Annotated in this window: 6 protein-coding genes, 2 tRNA genes and 3 rRNA genes; 6 read left to right on the plus strand and 5 right to left on the minus strand. The window is 64.4% G+C overall.

The features are described 5' to 3' along the window. Positions 1 to 196: 196 nt before the first annotated feature. The 5 genes from rrf to Poly30_RS20210 all read right to left on the minus strand — a co-directional run bounded on the left by rrf (position 197) and on the right by Poly30_RS20210 (position 5,606). A 5S ribosomal RNA gene (gene rrf, locus Poly30_RS20190) occupies positions 197 to 304 on the minus strand. Between the two features lie 162 nt (positions 305 to 466). After that, positions 467 to 3,440 (minus strand): 23S ribosomal RNA (locus Poly30_RS20195). A 193-nt stretch (positions 3,441 to 3,633) separates the two neighbouring features. Beyond that, positions 3,634 to 3,709, minus strand: a tRNA-Ala gene (locus Poly30_RS20200). A 57-nt stretch (positions 3,710 to 3,766) separates the two neighbouring features. Next, positions 3,767 to 3,843, minus strand: a tRNA-Ile gene (locus Poly30_RS20205). Between the two features lie 210 nt (positions 3,844 to 4,053). Continuing rightward, positions 4,054 to 5,606: ribosomal RNA gene (locus Poly30_RS20210) — 16S ribosomal RNA — on the minus strand. The 16S, 23S and 5S rRNA genes sit together here with 2 tRNA genes alongside, the layout of an rRNA operon. A gap of 645 nt (positions 5,607 to 6,251) precedes the next feature. Between Poly30_RS20210 and Poly30_RS20215 the strand changes: the two genes are divergently transcribed. From Poly30_RS20215 to Poly30_RS20240, 6 genes are all read left to right on the plus strand, one after another. After that, positions 6,252 to 6,566, plus strand: coding sequence for a hypothetical protein (locus Poly30_RS20215; protein WP_145201493.1), 315 nt, complete (start codon positions 6,252 to 6,254; stop codon positions 6,564 to 6,566). A gap of 91 nt (positions 6,567 to 6,657) precedes the next feature. Continuing rightward, positions 6,658 to 9,045 (plus strand): YfgM family protein, encoded by a 2,388-nt coding sequence (locus Poly30_RS20220; RefSeq protein ID WP_145201496.1) that lies wholly within the window; start codon positions 6,658 to 6,660, stop codon positions 9,043 to 9,045. Between the two features lie 275 nt (positions 9,046 to 9,320). Then, positions 9,321 to 10,337, plus strand: a complete 1,017-nt coding sequence (locus Poly30_RS20225; RefSeq protein ID WP_145201499.1) for an AAA family ATPase — start codon at positions 9,321 to 9,323, stop codon at positions 10,335 to 10,337. An 87-nt stretch (positions 10,338 to 10,424) separates the two neighbouring features. Next, positions 10,425 to 11,333: a DUF58 domain-containing protein gene (locus tag Poly30_RS20230; RefSeq protein WP_145201502.1), complete on the plus strand. Its 909-nt coding sequence runs from the start codon at positions 10,425 to 10,427 to the stop codon at positions 11,331 to 11,333. A 23-nt stretch (positions 11,334 to 11,356) separates the two neighbouring features. Next, positions 11,357 to 13,615: a BatA domain-containing protein gene (locus tag Poly30_RS20235; RefSeq protein WP_145201504.1), complete on the plus strand. Its 2,259-nt coding sequence runs from the start codon at positions 11,357 to 11,359 to the stop codon at positions 13,613 to 13,615. Further along, a complete protein-coding gene (locus Poly30_RS20240; protein ID WP_145201506.1) occupies positions 13,612 to 16,074 on the plus strand; it encodes a VWA domain-containing protein in 2,463 nt (820 codons plus the stop codon). Before Poly30_RS20235 ends, Poly30_RS20240 begins: the two co-directional genes overlap by 4 nt. Positions 16,075 to 16,080 lie beyond the last annotated feature (6 nt).

Raw genomic sequence — 16,080 nt, forward strand, 5'->3', positions numbered from 1 at the left:
TTGCGGACGGCTCGTGTCGGCCGCAGTTTCGAGCACGACGAAGGCCCCGTGACGTCCGTTCAACCCAAGAACGGACGTCACGGGGCCACTTCATGGTCCAGACCTCAGCCCAACGCTCGCCGATCGGCGCAGGTCTGCTGAGCAAAAAAGAACACGCCCCGGCAGGACAATGTCCGGCCAGGGCGTGTTTGGAAGAACCCGGCAATAACCTACTTTCGCGCATAAGCACTATCATCGGCGGAGCCTGCTTGACGACCGTGTTCGGAATGGGAACGGGTATGGCCAGGAACCTATAGTCACCGGGAGTTTTGTACCAGGCTGGCCAGAGCTCACGCTCCGGGCCAGCCCGGTGATAGAAAGGTGAATCGATTGAACATGGCTTGTTGCACTTTCTTAGTTGCAACTTCCTCTCACACCGCCTGTTCACGAACCACAAGGGCTCAGGGGACAGACGACAAGAGAGAAAGTAGTTAAGCCGTTGGTCCGATTAGTACAGGTAAGCTAAACGCATTGCTGCGCGTACACCGCCTGCCTATCAACCTGGTAGTCTTCCAGGGGACTCATTGGGATGACTCGTCTTGGAGAAGGCTTCGCGCTTAGATGCATTCAGCGCTTATCCGTTCCGAACGTAGCTACCCAGCTGTACCACTAGCGTGATAACTGGAGCACCAGCGGTTCGTCCTCCCCAATCCTCTCGTACTAGGGGAAAACCTCCTCAATCATCCTACACCCGCACTAGATAGGGACCGACCTGTCTCACGACGGTCTAAACCCAGCTCACGTACCGCTTTAATTGGCGAACAGCCAAACCCTTGGGACCGCCTTCAGCCCCAGGATGCGATGAGCCGACATCGAGGTGCCAAACCTCCCCGTCGATATGAACTCTTGGGGGAGATCAGCCTGTTATCCCCGGAGTACCTTTTATCTGATGAGCGACGGCCCTTCCACTCGGAATCCGCCGGATCACTAGGACCTACTTTCGTATCTGCTCGAGCTATATCTCTCGCAGTCAGGCACACTTATACCCTTGCGCTCTACGCGTGATTGCTAACCACGCTGAGTGTACCATCGCGCTCCTCCGTTACCTTTTCGGAGGAGACCGCCCCAGCCAAACTACCCACCTGAAACTGTTCGCGCAGCCGATTCAGACATGCGCGTTAGAGACCTAATACATAGAGAGTGGTATTTCACTGATGGCTCCACAAAGCCCGAAAGCTCCGCTTCGACGCCTCCCACCTATGCTACACACTATGCATCAAGCACCAATATCAGGCTGCAGTAAAGGTTCACGGGGTCTTTCCGTCTTAATGCGGGAACGTGGCATCTTCACCACGACTACAATTTCGCCGAGTCTGCTGTTGAGACAGTGCCCAACTCATTACGCCTTTCGTGCGGGTCGGAACTTACCCGACAAGGAACTTCGCTACCTTAGGACCGTCATAGTTACGGCCGCCATTCACCGGGGCTTCAATTCGCAGCTTCGCTTGCGCTAACCGCTCCTCTTAACCTTCCGGCATTGGGCAGGCGTCAGTCTGTATACTTCCTCGTTAGGAGTTAGCACAGACCTGTGTTTTTAGTAAACAGTTGGTTGGGCCAATTCTCTGCGGCCGCCAAATGCTTCGATCGCGAGGACCTACACACTCAACGGCACCCCTTCTCCCGAAGTTACGGGGTCATTTTGCCGAGTTCCTTAACAGCAGTTATCTCGAGCGCCTTAGGATTCTCACCCCACCTACCTGTGTCAGTTTTGGTACGGTTACTAACAAGACTCCCTAGAGGTTTTTCTCGGCGGTTGATCAGGCAACTTCGCGCATACGCACTCGGCATCAACTCCGGGCTTATGTGTGCGGATTTTCCTACACACCACCCTCGGCCTTACACAGGGACATCTGTCACCCTGATTGCTATCACTCCCGCGTCACCCCATTGGTCAAACGTCTGTCAGCAGTACGGGAATATTAACCCGTTACCCATCGACTACGCCTTTCGGCCTCGCCTTAGGGACCGACTAACCCTGGGCGGATTTACCGTGCCCAGGAAACCTTAGGTTTTCGGCGAGCAGGATTCTCACCTGCTTTATCGCTACTCATTCCGGCATAATCACTTCTAAACCGTCCAGGACTCGTTACCGTATCCCTTCACCCAGTTAGAACGCTCCCCTACCCCTGCACAGAATCAACGATTCTGCACAAGCCGCAGCTTCGGTTGTGCACTTGAGCCCCGTTCATTTTCGGCCCAAAGCCTCTCGACCAGTGAGCTGTTACGCACTCTTTAAATGATGGCTGCTTCTAAGCCAACATCCTGGCTGTCTTAGAGACTTCAGTTCCTTTTCTGCACTTAGCACACATTAGGGACCTTAGCTGGCGGTCTGGGCTGTTTCCCTCTCGACCACGGACCTTATCGCCCGTAGTCTGACTGCCAGGATACCACACATGGTATTCGGAGTTTGGCTGGGTAGGGTACCCCGAGGGGCCCCTATCCCAATCAGTGTCTCTACCCCCATGTGCTATTACCTGACGCTAGCCCGAAAGCTATTTCGGGGAGAACCAGCTATCTGCAAGTTTGATTAGCCTTTCACTCCTATCCACAGGTCATCGGAACAGTTTTCAACCTATACCCGTTCGGGCCTCCACGGACTGTTACATCCGCTTCACCCTGCCCATGGATAGATCACTTGCTTTCGGGTCTACGCCGCATGACTTAATTCGCGCTATTCACACTCGGTTTCCCTTCGGCTTCGAGCCTGAGACTCTTAACCTTGCCATACAGCGTAACTCGCCGGATCATTATGCAAAAGGCACGCCGTTAGCCGTTACTCCGAAGAGTCATAGGCCTTCGACAGCTTGTAGGTATATGGTTTCAGGTACTATTTCACTCCCCTAACAGGGGTACTTTTCACCTTTCGCTCGCGCTACTATTACGCTATCGGTCGTCCAGTAGTACTTAGCCTTACGGGGTGGTCCCCGCGAATTCACACCAGGTTTCTCGTGTCTGGCGCTACTCGGGATTACATCAGGAGGATCAAAGCTTTCGGTTACAGGACTGTCACCTTCTACGGTTGGCCTTCCCATGCCATTTACCTAGCTTATCTCTTTGTAACTCCTTGACCCTGTCACAGTTGGATCAGATGGTCCCACGACACCGGTGAAGCAACGCCTGTGAGCTTGACACTACACCGGTTTAGGCTGGTCCCCGTTCGCTCGCCGCTACTGAGGGAGTCGAGTTTTCTTTACTTTCCTGCGGGTACTTAGATGTTTCAGTTCTCCGCGTTCCCATCGAACAATGTCGATAATGGAGGTTTCTCCATTTGGTTTCCCAATGTCGGTCATCTCCGGATCAAAGCCTGGTTAGCGGCTCCCCGAAGCTTTTCGCAGCTATCCCACGACCTTCTTCGGCTCTGGACGCCAAGGCATCCACCATACACCCTTTGTAGCTTAACTACGCTTCTTTGAAATTGTGTTCGCCACGTTCTCTCGATTCACCTTGTTTTAAAAGAGCTGCACGGTCACCCGGTGACATCCCGGAGGACGTCGGTGAGTACCGCACGCTGTACGTTTTCTATTCAGTGTGACTCTGTCCCACTCACCCACTCGAGCGGCCTGACCTTTCGGATGGCCGCGAGTGCGGTGTAAGTGGTGGAGGCTAACGGACTTGAACCGTTGACCCTCTGCTTGCAAAGCAGATGCTCTACCAACTGAGCTAAGCCCCCATCGGATGCCCGGTCTTTCAACCGGAAGTCGTCGGGCTTGGAAGCCAGCGGATAGAGTGGTGGGCCTGAGAGGATTCGAACCTCTGACCTCTCGCTTATCAGGCGAACGCTCTAACCAACTGAGCTACAGGCCCGAGGTTCCGTCATGCTCCAGGACAGACACCGCTAGCCAGAGCCACCCGAAGGCGGATCGGCGCGGCGCCTGTCCAGGCGCACACTGAATAAAGTAGAGTGACTCTCGTCCTTGAATGCGGCGTCCTATGCTCGCTCATGGAATTTCGGCATCAGCTATCGACGAATCTCTAGCTGCTACGATCACTCCATGAGTCTAACGCATCCGTTAGAAAGGAGGTGATCCAGCCGCAGGTTCCCCTACGGCTACCTTGTTACGACTTAGTCCCAGTCACGGATCTCGCTTTCGGCGCCGTCCCCCTTGCGGTTAGACAAAACGACTTCGAGCGCTACCCGCTCCCGTGGCTTGACGGGCGGTGTGTACAAGGATCAGGAACATATTCACCGCGTCATGGCTGATACGCGATTACTAGCAATTCCGGCTTCATGCAGGCGAATTGCAGCCTGCAATCCGAACTGGGGCCCGCTTTGATGGGATTGCCTACACCTCGCGGCTTCGGAACCCTTTGTACGGACCATTGTAGCACGTTTGTAGCCCAGGCCATAAGGGCCATGATGACTTGACGTCGTCCCCACCTTCCTCCGTTTTGACAACGGCAGTCTCGCTAGAGTCCCCGGCATAACCCGCTGGCAACTAACAATAAGGGTTTCGCTCGTTACGGGACTTAACCCAACACCTCACGGCACGAGCTGACGACAGCCATGCAACACCTGCACATGTTCCACCTCCGAAGAGGCGTCACTTCCCTTTCAGGAAGCTAATCCATGCATGTCAAGGCCTGGTAAGGTTCTTCGCGTTGCTTCGAATTAAACAACATGCTCCACTGCTTGTGTGATCCCCCGTCAATTCCTTTGAGTTTTACCCTTGCGAGCGTACTCCCCAGGCGGGGTACTTAACACATTAGCTGCGGCAATGAAACACATAGGTTGTCCCATTGCCTAGTACCCATCGTTTACGGCTAGGACTACCGGGGTATCTAATCCCGTTCGCTACCCTAGCTTTCGCACCTCAGCGTCAGAAATGGACCAGTGAGCCGCTTTCGCCACCGGTGTTCCTCCAGATATCTATACATTTCACCGTTCCACCTGGAGTTCCACTCACCCCTTCCATCCTCGAGCTCGCCAGTATCAGATGCAGTTCCACGGTTGGGCCGTGGGCTTTCACACCTGACTGAGCGAGCCGCCTACGTGCTCTTTATGCCCAGTGAATCCGAACAACGCTTGCACCCTCCGTATTACCGCGGCTGCTGGCACGGAGTTAGCCGGTGCTTCCTCTCGCTTTGGTCAGACTGGCAGCTATTCACTACCAGCGGTTCCTATAGCGTGACAGCAGTTTACAACCCTAAGGCCTTCATCCTGCACGCGGTGTCGCTCCATCAGACTTTCGTCCATTGTGGAAGATTCTCGACTGCAGCCTCCCGTAGGAGTCTGGGCAGTGTCTCAGTCCCAGTGTGACGGATCATCCTCTCAGACCCGCTACCCGTCATCGCCTTGGTAGGCCGTTACCCCACCAACAAGCTGATAGGCCGCAACCCGCTCCCTTAGCAACAGCCGAAGCCGCCGTTTACCGTCCAGCAGATGCCTGCCGGCGGACCATTTGGCATTACCCACCGTTTCCAGAGGTTATTCCAATCTAAGGGGTACGTTGGTTACGTGTTACTCACCCTTTCGCCGCTTTACTCGTCCGAAGACTTTCGCGCACGACTTGCATGCCTAATCCACACCGCTAGCGTTCGTTCTGAGCCAGGATCAAACCCTTCAGTTGAGTTGATTTGGCTTTTGTTTTTTGTTGAGTCCGCGCTGACCCGCCAACCCTTTCCCCCGCCCCGACACGATGGTCACAGCAGGAGAGGTATTGACTGATACGAAGCGCAGACACGCTCGCACTCAAATTCAAGAGTCACTCTGTTTTCAAAGAACTGGATGCCGTCGTGACCGAAGTCACTTCCCCGGAGGTCACGGCACGAAGGCGCCGAGAAGACTCGTGGGGCACAACGCTCATTCGACCCCGGTGAAGGGAGCGGCCTCCGGAGCAAGGCGCGCTGGCCAGGTCAGAAGACGTCGAACGCCCCAGACAGTTCAGGCTGGGGAAGCTTCAAGCCAGCGTCGCTAGGCGGGCTGGCTTGGTGTGGGCTGCGTTGTGAGGCGCTCGCTGCGGCGCTTGGCGCTGCTTCGAGGGGGGGGAGTATATGGATCTTGCTCCTCCCGTCAAGGGGCTCACACGGTTCTTTTGAAATTTCTCTCCAAGCTGCGTTCAAGGCGGCCCAGAACCCGCCTGGGAGGCCCGTGAGGGGCGATCGGGGCTCGCAGAACGCTCGCGGAGAGGACTCTGTCTCCCTGAAAGAGCGAGGACGCGAAGAAATGAGGGTTGCCGGTTCAGGCCTGGGGACCCCCTACCGATGGCGCGCGCATGGCTCAGGCGCGCACCCTCTCCAACGCTCTCCCGCTCCGTCTGCTGCGCACCGCGGTGTCGTGGGCACCCGTCTGGGTTCCGCTTGTCCTTATATGGCAGCTCACGGAAGGCGGCCTGAAACCAGCCCTTCGAGAGCAGCATCGCCTGCAGTACGAGCAGCCCACCGTCGTGGAGCGGAACGAGCGGACCCAGCGCGAGTTCGAGCGTCTCACCGCGCAGCGGGAGGCGTGGGAGGATCCGCTCTTCCGGGAACGCGTCCTGCGCGAGAAGGCTCGCGCGGAGAAAGAGTCGCACGCGCCATCCGCCCGATAGCGTCCTTCCTGGCCGAAAACGGCCTTTCCCGCGTTCCTGCGGGTGATTCGCACTCGCGCCCGCAAGCGACACGTGGCACGGTTGATGGCCCATGCAAGCGCCCACCGCTCCGTCCCTCGCTCCCCCACGCCTCCCCGTCACCCTCCTTTTCGCCGCGCTGACAGCGACGAACGGCCTGGCCGCCCCCATCGCCACCGCGCGCGCCGATGAGGAAGGAGCGATCCAGAACTCCGCGCCCCTTCCAGCCCAGCGCTCCGCCGAGGAAGCGCTGGCCGCAGGTGATGCGAACTGGGCGAGGGCCACGGATGCCGCCGATCGCAACCGATCCGGTCCCCGCAACGCAGCCTTCGACGCGTGGCGCGAAGCGCTGACCACCTCGTCCGCCGGCGATGGCGTCCGACTCGCCCCCGCGGCCGACGCGTTCCGTTTCCCCGATCCGGACGACACCCACTCGCGCCGCGCGGAAGGCGTCGCCGAGGCCGTCAAGCGCCGCCTGTTCTCCCTTTCCACGGAGGACCGCAGCGCCTGGCGCGATCGATTCGACTCGCTCGCCCGTGCAGCCTGGGAGCGAGCTCTCGCCAGCCGCGATTCACGGCTCGGAGACCTCTCCGAAACCAGCGCTTCTCTCCAGCGCGTCGAGCGCGACTTCCCCTTCACCCCGTCAGCCGCACGGGCCGCACTCGCCCTCTTCGACCTCTCCCTGGAGGCGGGACGCCCCAGCGCCGCGGGCGCGTGGCTCGCTCGCGCCAGCCAGCATGCGCCCGACGGCGAGCGGGAATGGCGACGGGCGCTGGAGTCTCGACGCAGCGCACTCGACCTCGCGCTGGCGCGACGCACCGGCCAAGATCACACGCGAGCCACCCAGGCCGTCAGCCCCACGCTTTCCGACCAGGAATCGGCCGCGCCGGGGAACTTCGCCCCGCGTGACACCGACGACCAGGCGTCCTCGGGCCTCCCGGACGACCCCCTCCTGCACGAGGTGACCATCCAGCGGATCACCGGCCTCACCCGGCGCTCCGACGAGCCCTTCGGCCTGGGCTTGACCTCCGGAATCGCCTTCTTCGAGGACGGAACGGCCGTGATCCAGGGCGCCCACGGCCTGCTCTCTCTCTCCCCCACCGAGGACGGCAAGGGCCTCGTCCTCGGCCTCCTCGGCCCCACCCGCACGCTCTACGAGGAGCTGTTCGGCATCCACCAGCCCGTCGCCCGCGCCGCGCCCTCCGCCGGGGGCTGGCCGTCCCTCCCCGCGACCGACGGCCAGCGCGTCGCCCTCGTCATGGGCCGCGGCGAACCCGGACGAAGCTTCCGCGATATCGAAACTCCGGCGGTCGGAAACGCCCTCGGTATGTGCTTGCAGGGCCCCAAGAGCCGCCCGCTCCAGCCGCTCTGGGTCGTGCGGGACGGGATCGTCGCCTACGACCCCTCGGGCGACCGCCGCTCGCGGCGAGACGACGATCGGATGCGGTTCGGGACCCTCACGGACACGTTTTCGAGGGATGGAGGCCGGTTGAACAGCTGGGACCTCGGCACCGGCTGGGAGTTCCAGCCCGGCCCGGTCATGGCCGACGGCACCCTCTTCGTCCTCGCGCGCGGCCTCGGCTCGAGCGGCGGCGAGAACGCCGAGGACCACACGGACGAGGTCCGACTCCTCGCGATGGATGCCAGGACCGCCGCCGTCCGATGGTCCGTTTCCGTCACGAAGGAGCGAGGGCTCCTCGACGGCACCGCCCGGGGTGAAGGCGGCTACTACGCGAGCACCACCATGCCGCTCATGATCGAGCGCACCACGGGAACGCTGCTCGTCGGCACCAACTCAGGCCTCCTTGCGGCCTACAGCGTCGCGGACGGGCGCCTCCTCTGGGCCTTCCGCAACCAGCGGCGAAGGGTCAGCGAGGGCGGCTGGCCGGGCTCGCGACCGCCCCTCGTGGTCGAGGCGCCGGAAGACAGCGGAGCGCCCGGGCGGGTCGCCTGGTTCACGCCGTTCGATTCCGGCTTCTGCTACGCCCTGCCCGCGGGCCCGGCGCCGCTCGACGGATCGCTGCTTCGTGAGGCCCCGAGGCGACGCGACGACGCCCTGGATCTGGCCGCCGTCCTGCCCCTGCCTCCGACCCGCCAGAACCCACTCGGCGCCCACCCGTCCCTGGAGGAGCGTTCGACCCTGGTGCTTCTCGGCCGCCACGGGCGCCATTCCGCCCTCCTGGTCGACCACCCGGGAGGGTTGCGCCAGCCTGCCGCCTACCTCGCCCCCGACGATCGCTTCGCCGGCACCGCTGCCCTGGACGCCTCGGGCACCCGCCTGTGGCTCGCTGGTACCACCGAGGTGAGCGGATTCGCCGCGGCCAGGGACTTCAGCCTGTTCAGCGCAGCCCCACTCGCCAGCCAGGGCGCCGGCACCGGCGGCAACACCGTCCGCCGCGGTGAACTCCTCTACATCCTCGGCCGCGATACCGTCTGGGTCTTCCGACTGCCGGGCCGATGAAGCGCCCCCCCGCGCGGTGGCGCCCCCTTGGGGAATGGCCCGGGAAAGCCGATGAGCCCCCCGAGGAGCGTGTAAACCTCGCGTGGCAGTGCAGGACGGACCGCGTATCCCGCTACTGTGCGTCCTATTCCTACGGGGAAAGCCCACCGAATTGGGGTCCTGGCCCGTAGCAGCCCCCTGGGACGGCACCTATTCCTGGTGCCGACCGTCCATAGCGCCCCCCCCACTCCTATTTCCAGCCAGCCCACCGCTCACCGCGCCAGGCGACCCGATCCATGCTCGAAGCCAAGCTCGAACGACTCCGCGACGTCCACTCCAAGATGAAGGCCGAGCTGCGCCGCGTGATCGTCGGACAGGACGAGGTGCTCGACCAGCTGCTCCTCGCCATCCTCACCCGCGGCCACTGCCTCCTGGTGGGCGTCCCCGGCCTCGCGAAGACGCTCATGATCTCGAGCCTCGCGAAGACCATGGACCTGTCGTTCAACCGGATCCAGTTCACGCCGGACCTCATGCCGTCCGACATCACCGGCACCGAACTCCTGTTCATCGACCCGGAGACGAGCGCCCGCTCCTTCCGCTTCGAGAACGGCCCGCTCTTCGCGAACGTCGTCCTCGCCGACGAGATCAACCGGACGCCGCCCAAGACCCAGGCCGCCCTCCTGGAGGCCATGCAGGAGCGCCGCGTCACCTCCGGCGGCAAGACCCACGAGCTGCCCCAGCCGTTCTTCGTCCTCGCGACCCAGAACCCGATCGAGCAGGAGGGCACCTACCCGCTGCCCGAGGCCCAGCTCGACCGCTTCATGTTCATGGTCAACGTCGGCTACCCCGACGCAGCCGAGGAGCGTGAGATCCTGAAGCGCACCACCGGCGGCAGCGGTGATGAGGTCGCCTCCGCCGTCAGCGGCGAGGAACTGGCCGAACTCCAGGCCGCCGTCCGCGAGGTCCCCGTGGCCGACGAGATCCTCGACTACGCCCTCGCCCTCACCCGCGCGACCCGCGTTCGGGGCGGCGAGCCCCTCGGCTTCATCAAGGAGAGCGTCGACTGGGGCGCCGGCCCGCGCGCGAGCCAGTTCCTGATCCTCGGCGCCAAGGCCCACGCCGCCATCGCCGGCCGCAGCCACGTCTCGCTCGACGACATCAAGGCCGTCGCGCACCCCGTCCTGCGCCACCGCATCGTGACCAACTTCCAGGCCCAGTCGGAGGACATCACGTCGGACCACCTGATCGACCGCCTTCTCCAGGAGATCGATCCGAGCAAGGTCGGCGCGGGTCTGCCGGGCGTTCGCGTCTGACGCGGAACGGCCGCCCTGACCTTCGGCCCCCGCTACCCGCCGTCCATCCCCCCCACGACCTGAAAGGCTCACAGAGCCGAAGAAACCTTGGCGCGTCCGCTCGGAACCCTCGACCCCGCGATCCTCGATCGACTCTCCGGCCTCGAACTCGTGGCCAGAAAGGCGGTGGAGGGCTTCATGTCCGGCATGCACGCCTCGCCCCAGCGAGGCAGCTCCGTCGAATTCGCCCAGCACCGCGCCTACGCGCCCGGTGACGAGACGAAGAAGATCGACTGGAAGGTCTTCGCGCGCTCCGAGCGCCTCGTGGTGAAGGAGTACGTGGAGGAGACGAACCTCTCCCTCAACATCCTGGTCGACGCATCGGAGTCGATGGCGTTCAGCTCGCTCCCCTGGAGCAAGTTCGACTACGCCCGCTGGGGCGCAGCCGCCCTCGCCCACCTCGTCCTGTCGAAGCGCGACACGGCGGGCCTCGTCATCTTCGACACCGAGATGCGCGCCAAGGTTCCGCCCGGCAACGGCGGCCCCCAGGAGGTGGCGATCCTGCGCGAGCTGCAGAAAGCGACGCCCGGCGGCCCGACCGGCGTGGGCTCGGTCCTCAAGGCCCTCGCTCCGCGCCTTCGTCACCGCGGTATCACCGCGATCTTCTCGGACTTCTTCGACGAGATCGACACCATCATGGACGGCGTCAAGCGCCTCGTTCACCGCGGGCACGAGATCATTCTCATCCAGGTGGTCGACCCGCTCGAAATGTCCTTCGACCTCGACAAGCTCGTGAAGCTCGAAGGACTCGAGGGCGCGGGCGATCTGAAGATCGACCCCAAGGCCATCCGCGAGGCCTACCTCGAGGAGATCCAGGCCCACTCGAAGGAACTCGCGCGCCAGGCCCGCTCCCTGTCCCTCGACTATCTGCGCGTCTCGACCGACGAACCGCTGGACGCCGTCCTCTCTGCTTACCTCGCACGTCGATTCGCCCGCGCACGCGGCGGAGCTTCCTGACTCTCGCTGCCCCCGACTCCCCCGTGATCGAAGGATTCCAAAACCCCGGACTGGCCATCGGCGCCGCGCTCTGCGTCGTGCCGCTGATCATTCACCTGCTCAACCGCCAGCGCCACAGGCCCCAGCGGTGGGCGGCGATGCGCTTCGTGCTCGCGGCGTACAAGAAAACGCGCCGCCAGGTCCAGCTGGAGAACCTCCTGCTGCTGCTCCTGCGCATGCTGGCGGTCGCCGCGCTCGCCTTCGCGATCGCGCGCCCTTTCGCCTCGGGCGATAGCCCCCTCGCGGCCCTTCGCGAGGAGCGCCGCGACCTCGTGCTCATCATCGACGGATCGGCCTCCACCGGCTACCGCGAGGAGGTCGAGACCGTCTTCGAGCGCATCGTCGCCCGGGCGTCCGAACTCATCGAAGAACTCGACGCTTCCCGCGGCGACCGCGTGCGGCTCGTCTTCGCGGGCGCCGTTCCGCGCAGCTACCCGATGACGGATCCGACCGACGCCGCGTCGATCCTGGAGACGCTGGAATCCCCCCTCGACGAGACCGCCGACCTCGCCGCCGCCATCGCGGACGTCACGGAAGCGATCTCGGACGACATCAAGAGCGGCGTTTCGAGCGCGACCGACGTGCGTTGGCTTACCGACCTTCAGGCGTCGACGTTCGCCGCCTCCACGGCCCGCGGGAGCGACCGTGAAGGCTCCAACGAGGCCGCCGAGCCGCGCGCTCTCGCCGAAGAACTCGCCCGCCTCGACGAGCTGGAGATCAAGGTCCTGGTCGAGGACCTCGGCCCACGCGTCCTTCGCCCCGACAACCTCGCGGTCCAGTCGCTCACCATCCTCGGCGAAGAACCCCGCGCCGGGGTCCCCTTCGAGGTGGCCGTTTCGATGGCGAACTTCGGTGACAAGGATCTGCTCGCGGAGCGCATCGCGCTCAAGGTCGGCGGCGAGCGTCTCCCGAGCCAGCGCATCGATATTCCTGCGCGCGGCAGCGCCGAGGCCGTCTTCACCGCGGAGATCGCCGAGGCCGGACACCATGCGCTCACGGCGTCCCTCGAAGGCGATCGCCTCGGCGTCGACGACGAGCGTTCGCTCGTGATCTACCTCCCCGAACCCCTCGAGATCCTCGTGGTGAACGGCGCGCCCGCCGACCGCCTCGAAGACGACGAGGTCGGGTTCCTCCTCGCCGTGCTCGAACCGCCCGACGATTCGCTCGGCGGCGACACGACGAGCCCGTTCTCGGTCCGCACGATCCGCCCCGCCGACCTCGACAGCGCGGACGCCCCCATCGACGAGGCCGACGTCATCATCCTGGCCAACGTCCCGACGATCCCCTCGTCGGCCGTCGCGAGGATCGAAGAGCGCGTCGCCGCGGGCGCGGGCCTCCTGATCACCGCGGGCGATCGCATGGGCAGCCTCGCCGACTGGAGCGAGAGCCTCCTCCGCGAGGACGGCACCGGCCTCCTCCCGGCCGAACTCCAGCGCCGCGTCGCCGCTCCGCGCCGCACGACCTACTACCGCGTCAACTCCTTCGACGAGACCTACCCAGGCCTTTTCTACTTCTCGGACGAGAAGCGGCGCCCGCTCCTCACCGAGGTCCCGTTCTACGAGTTCGTCGCCGCCATTCCCCTGGAGGGCGCCCGCGTGCTCGCTCGCTTCGACGACTCGGCGGGCAGCCCGCTGCTCGTCGAGCGCGCCTACGGGAATGGCCGCGTGCTGCTCTGGACGAGTTCGATCGACCCCGCGTGGAACCGCGTTCCGGACTCGGGCAAGACGTTCGTGCCGCTCGTGCTGGAGCTGCTCCAGAACCTGCGCGCCCGCGACGAGGGCAAGCGCACGGTCAGCGTCGGCGAAGACGTGACGGTGATCGTCAACGAATTCCCCCGGGAGGCGGCTCTGGTGCGACCCTCGGGCGGCCAGCAGCCGATCGAAGGCGACGCCACCGAGCGACCCGACCAGCGCTGGGCCCTCCCCCGCCTGCCTGGCGCGTGGCTCAACGAGGTCGGCGTCTACGAGTTGCGGGCCCAGGGCGTGCGCCCCCAGCCGATCGCCGTCCAGTTCGAGACCTCGGAGAGCGACCTCGCGCGCGCCACTCCCGCCGAGGTGGAAGCGATTCACCCGGCGCTGATCGTGGCCGAGGTCACCGCCGAAGGCGACCGCCGGGCCGATGCCGCGAGCCAGCCGCGCAACGGCGAGATCTGGCGCTGGCTGGCCATGGCCGCCCTTCTTTTCCTCGTCTTCGAGTCCCTGTTCGGCGCCTACATCGGCCGTCGTCGCGGAGCGATCTCATGATGCCCTCGCTCCTCACGATGAAGATCGCACTGCTCGAATCACTCGTCCAGGCCCAGGAGTCCGCCGTCGCCTCCAGGGGCGCGGACGCCGTCCAGGAGACCTGGCGCTTCCTGGAGATGCCCGCGCCCTGGATCGTCGCGCTGATCCTGGTCCCCGGCGCCCTCGCCATCGCGACGATCGCGTACTGGCGCGAATCGCTCTCCCGGAGGATGCGCTGGTCCCTCGTGACCCTGCGTGCGCTCAGCTTCCTGCTGCTGCTCGCCGTCATCTTCCGCCCGGTCTTCGTGCGGCAGGAGCAAAGCGTCATCCAGCCGGAAGTGCTCTTCCTCTTCGATGACTCGGGCTCGATGGCCAGCCAGGATCCGTACATCGGCGCGGACGAGGCGCGCCGGGCCGTCACCGCGCTGACCGGCAAGTCGCCCGAGACCGCGAGCCGCGCCGAGATCGCGACGGCCCTTCGCCCGGGCCTGATCGAGGCCGCGACCGAGCGGGGGTACGTCCCCCGCACCCTACGCTTCGCCGACGATCTCTCGACCCTCGGCGACAACACCACGCTCTCCGGTCGCGGTGCCGCGACCGCGCTGGGCGACGCGATCCGCGCGGCGCTCGCCGGCCACCGCGGCCGCTACGTGAGCGACATCGTCGTGGTCTCGGACGGCCGCTCCAACGTCGGCGCACTGCCCGAGGAAGCCGCGCTGGCGGCCCGCACCAGCGGGATCGCCATCAACACCGTGCTGATCGGCGACGCCCGCACCGAGGTCAACGTCCACGTCGAACTCGTCGATGCCCCGGAGTCCGTTCTGGAGGGCGACCAGGTCGAGATCGCCGCCCGCGTTTCGGCGCGTGGGACGGAAGGCGGCGACGTGACGCTCTACCTGGAGGAACTCTCCACGAACGGAAGGGACGAGGTCCGACTCGTCGCGTCCGTCGAGGTGCCGCTCGTCGAATCCGGCGACCGCGTCGTCCTCGTCGCGGGCCGCGACGCCGTGGACTTCGGCTCCACCGAGCGCCGCTTCCGCCTGCGCGTCGAGCCGCTCCAGGACGAGCGCGTGATCGACGACAACGTCGCGTTCGCGACCGTCGCTGTCAGCCGCGAGAAGGTCCGCGTCCTCTACGTCGAGGGCTACCCGCGCTACGAGTACCGGTTCCTGAACACCGAGCTGCGCCGCATGGACGAGCGCATCGACGTCCAGCTCTATCTCCTGTCGGCCACGCCCGACTTCCAGCAGGACCGGACGAAGGGACTCGCTCCGCTCACGAGCGTTCCGACTTCGCGCGAGGAACTCCTGGAGAACTACGACGTGGTCATCCTGGGGGACGTCAATCCCTACGACATCTCTCCGGACCCGGCGAAGGGCGAGGAATTCGTGCGCTCCCTGACGGAGTTCGTCGAACGGGGCGGCGGCCTGTGCCTCATCGCAGGCCCCTACGACATGCCGCGCTCGATCGCGGGCACCGAATTCGCGTCGCTCCTGCCGGTGGAACTGGATCGCACTGGATTCGGTGCCGTCGACGCACCGACCGAGGACGAGTACCGCTACACCCTGGAGGAGCCCGCCGCGCCCCACGAGATCGTGAGGCTGGAGGGCGACCTCGAGGTGAACCGCACTCTCTGGGAAGCGCCCCGCGGACTCAAGGGCTTCTTCTGGCACTTCCCGGTGCTCGGGGCCAAGCCTGGCTCCCAGGTGCTGCTCCGTCACTCGACGATCTCCACGGCCAACCCGGGCGAGCGCGATCCGCTGCTCGTCGTCGGCTACTACCCGTCGGGCCGGACGATGTTCCTGGGAATCGAAGCGTCGTACCGCTGGCGCAACCGCTACGGCTATCGATACTACGAGGCGTTCTGGCGCAACGCGCTGCGGTGGCTCGCCCTGGGGCGCATGCGCAGCGGCGATCGCCGCTTCGAGCTGGAGGCCTTGCGCAGCGAGTACGACATCTCCGAGCGCGTCACGCTGGAAGCGCGGGTGCTCGACGAGGACTTCCGTCCGAGCGACCAGCCTTCGCAGGAGATCGTCATCGCAGGCCCGGACGGCGAGCCCGAGAACCTCGTGCTCGCGGGCGTCACGAATCGGCCGGGCCTCTATCGGGGTACCTATCAGCCCGAGCGGCCGGGCCGCTACACGGCGAAGATCGATTCGGGCGCGTCCGCCTCGGGCTCCGCATCCTCCAGCACGGGACGGGTGTCGACCGAGTTCATGGTGACCCTCCCCTCGCGGGAGAGCGCGGACCCGAGCCCGGATCCCGAGGGCCTCGCGCGACTCGCGGGCGCCACCGGCGGCGTTGCGCTCACCATCGATACGGCGGACGAGATCGCGCAGGCGTTCCCGCCCGACCAGGAGCGCCGCGAGCCGGTCTCGAGCCAGCTCGATGATGCCTGGGACCGCTGGGCGACCCTGCTGCTGGCGCTGGGCATCCTCGGCGTCGAGTGGATCCTCCGGAAGAAGGCGGAACTGGTTTGATGAGCT

The sequence above is a fragment of the Saltatorellus ferox genome (genome assembly GCA_007751475.1).
Lineage (GTDB): Bacteria > Planctomycetota > UBA1135 > UBA1135.

Excerpts from the sequence above, each read along its gene's own strand:
- Poly30_RS20240 (WP_145201506.1), top strand. The coding sequence starts at position 13,612 with ATGATGCCCTCGCTCCTCACGATGAAGATCGCACTGCTCGAATCACTC.
- Poly30_RS20220 (WP_145201496.1), top strand. The coding sequence starts at position 6,658 with ATGCAAGCGCCCACCGCTCCGTCCCTCGCTCCCCCACGCCTCCCCGTC.
- Poly30_RS20215 (WP_145201493.1), top strand. The coding sequence starts at position 6,252 with ATGGCTCAGGCGCGCACCCTCTCCAACGCTCTCCCGCTCCGTCTGCTG.
- Poly30_RS20225 (WP_145201499.1), top strand. The coding sequence starts at position 9,321 with ATGCTCGAAGCCAAGCTCGAACGACTCCGCGACGTCCACTCCAAGATG.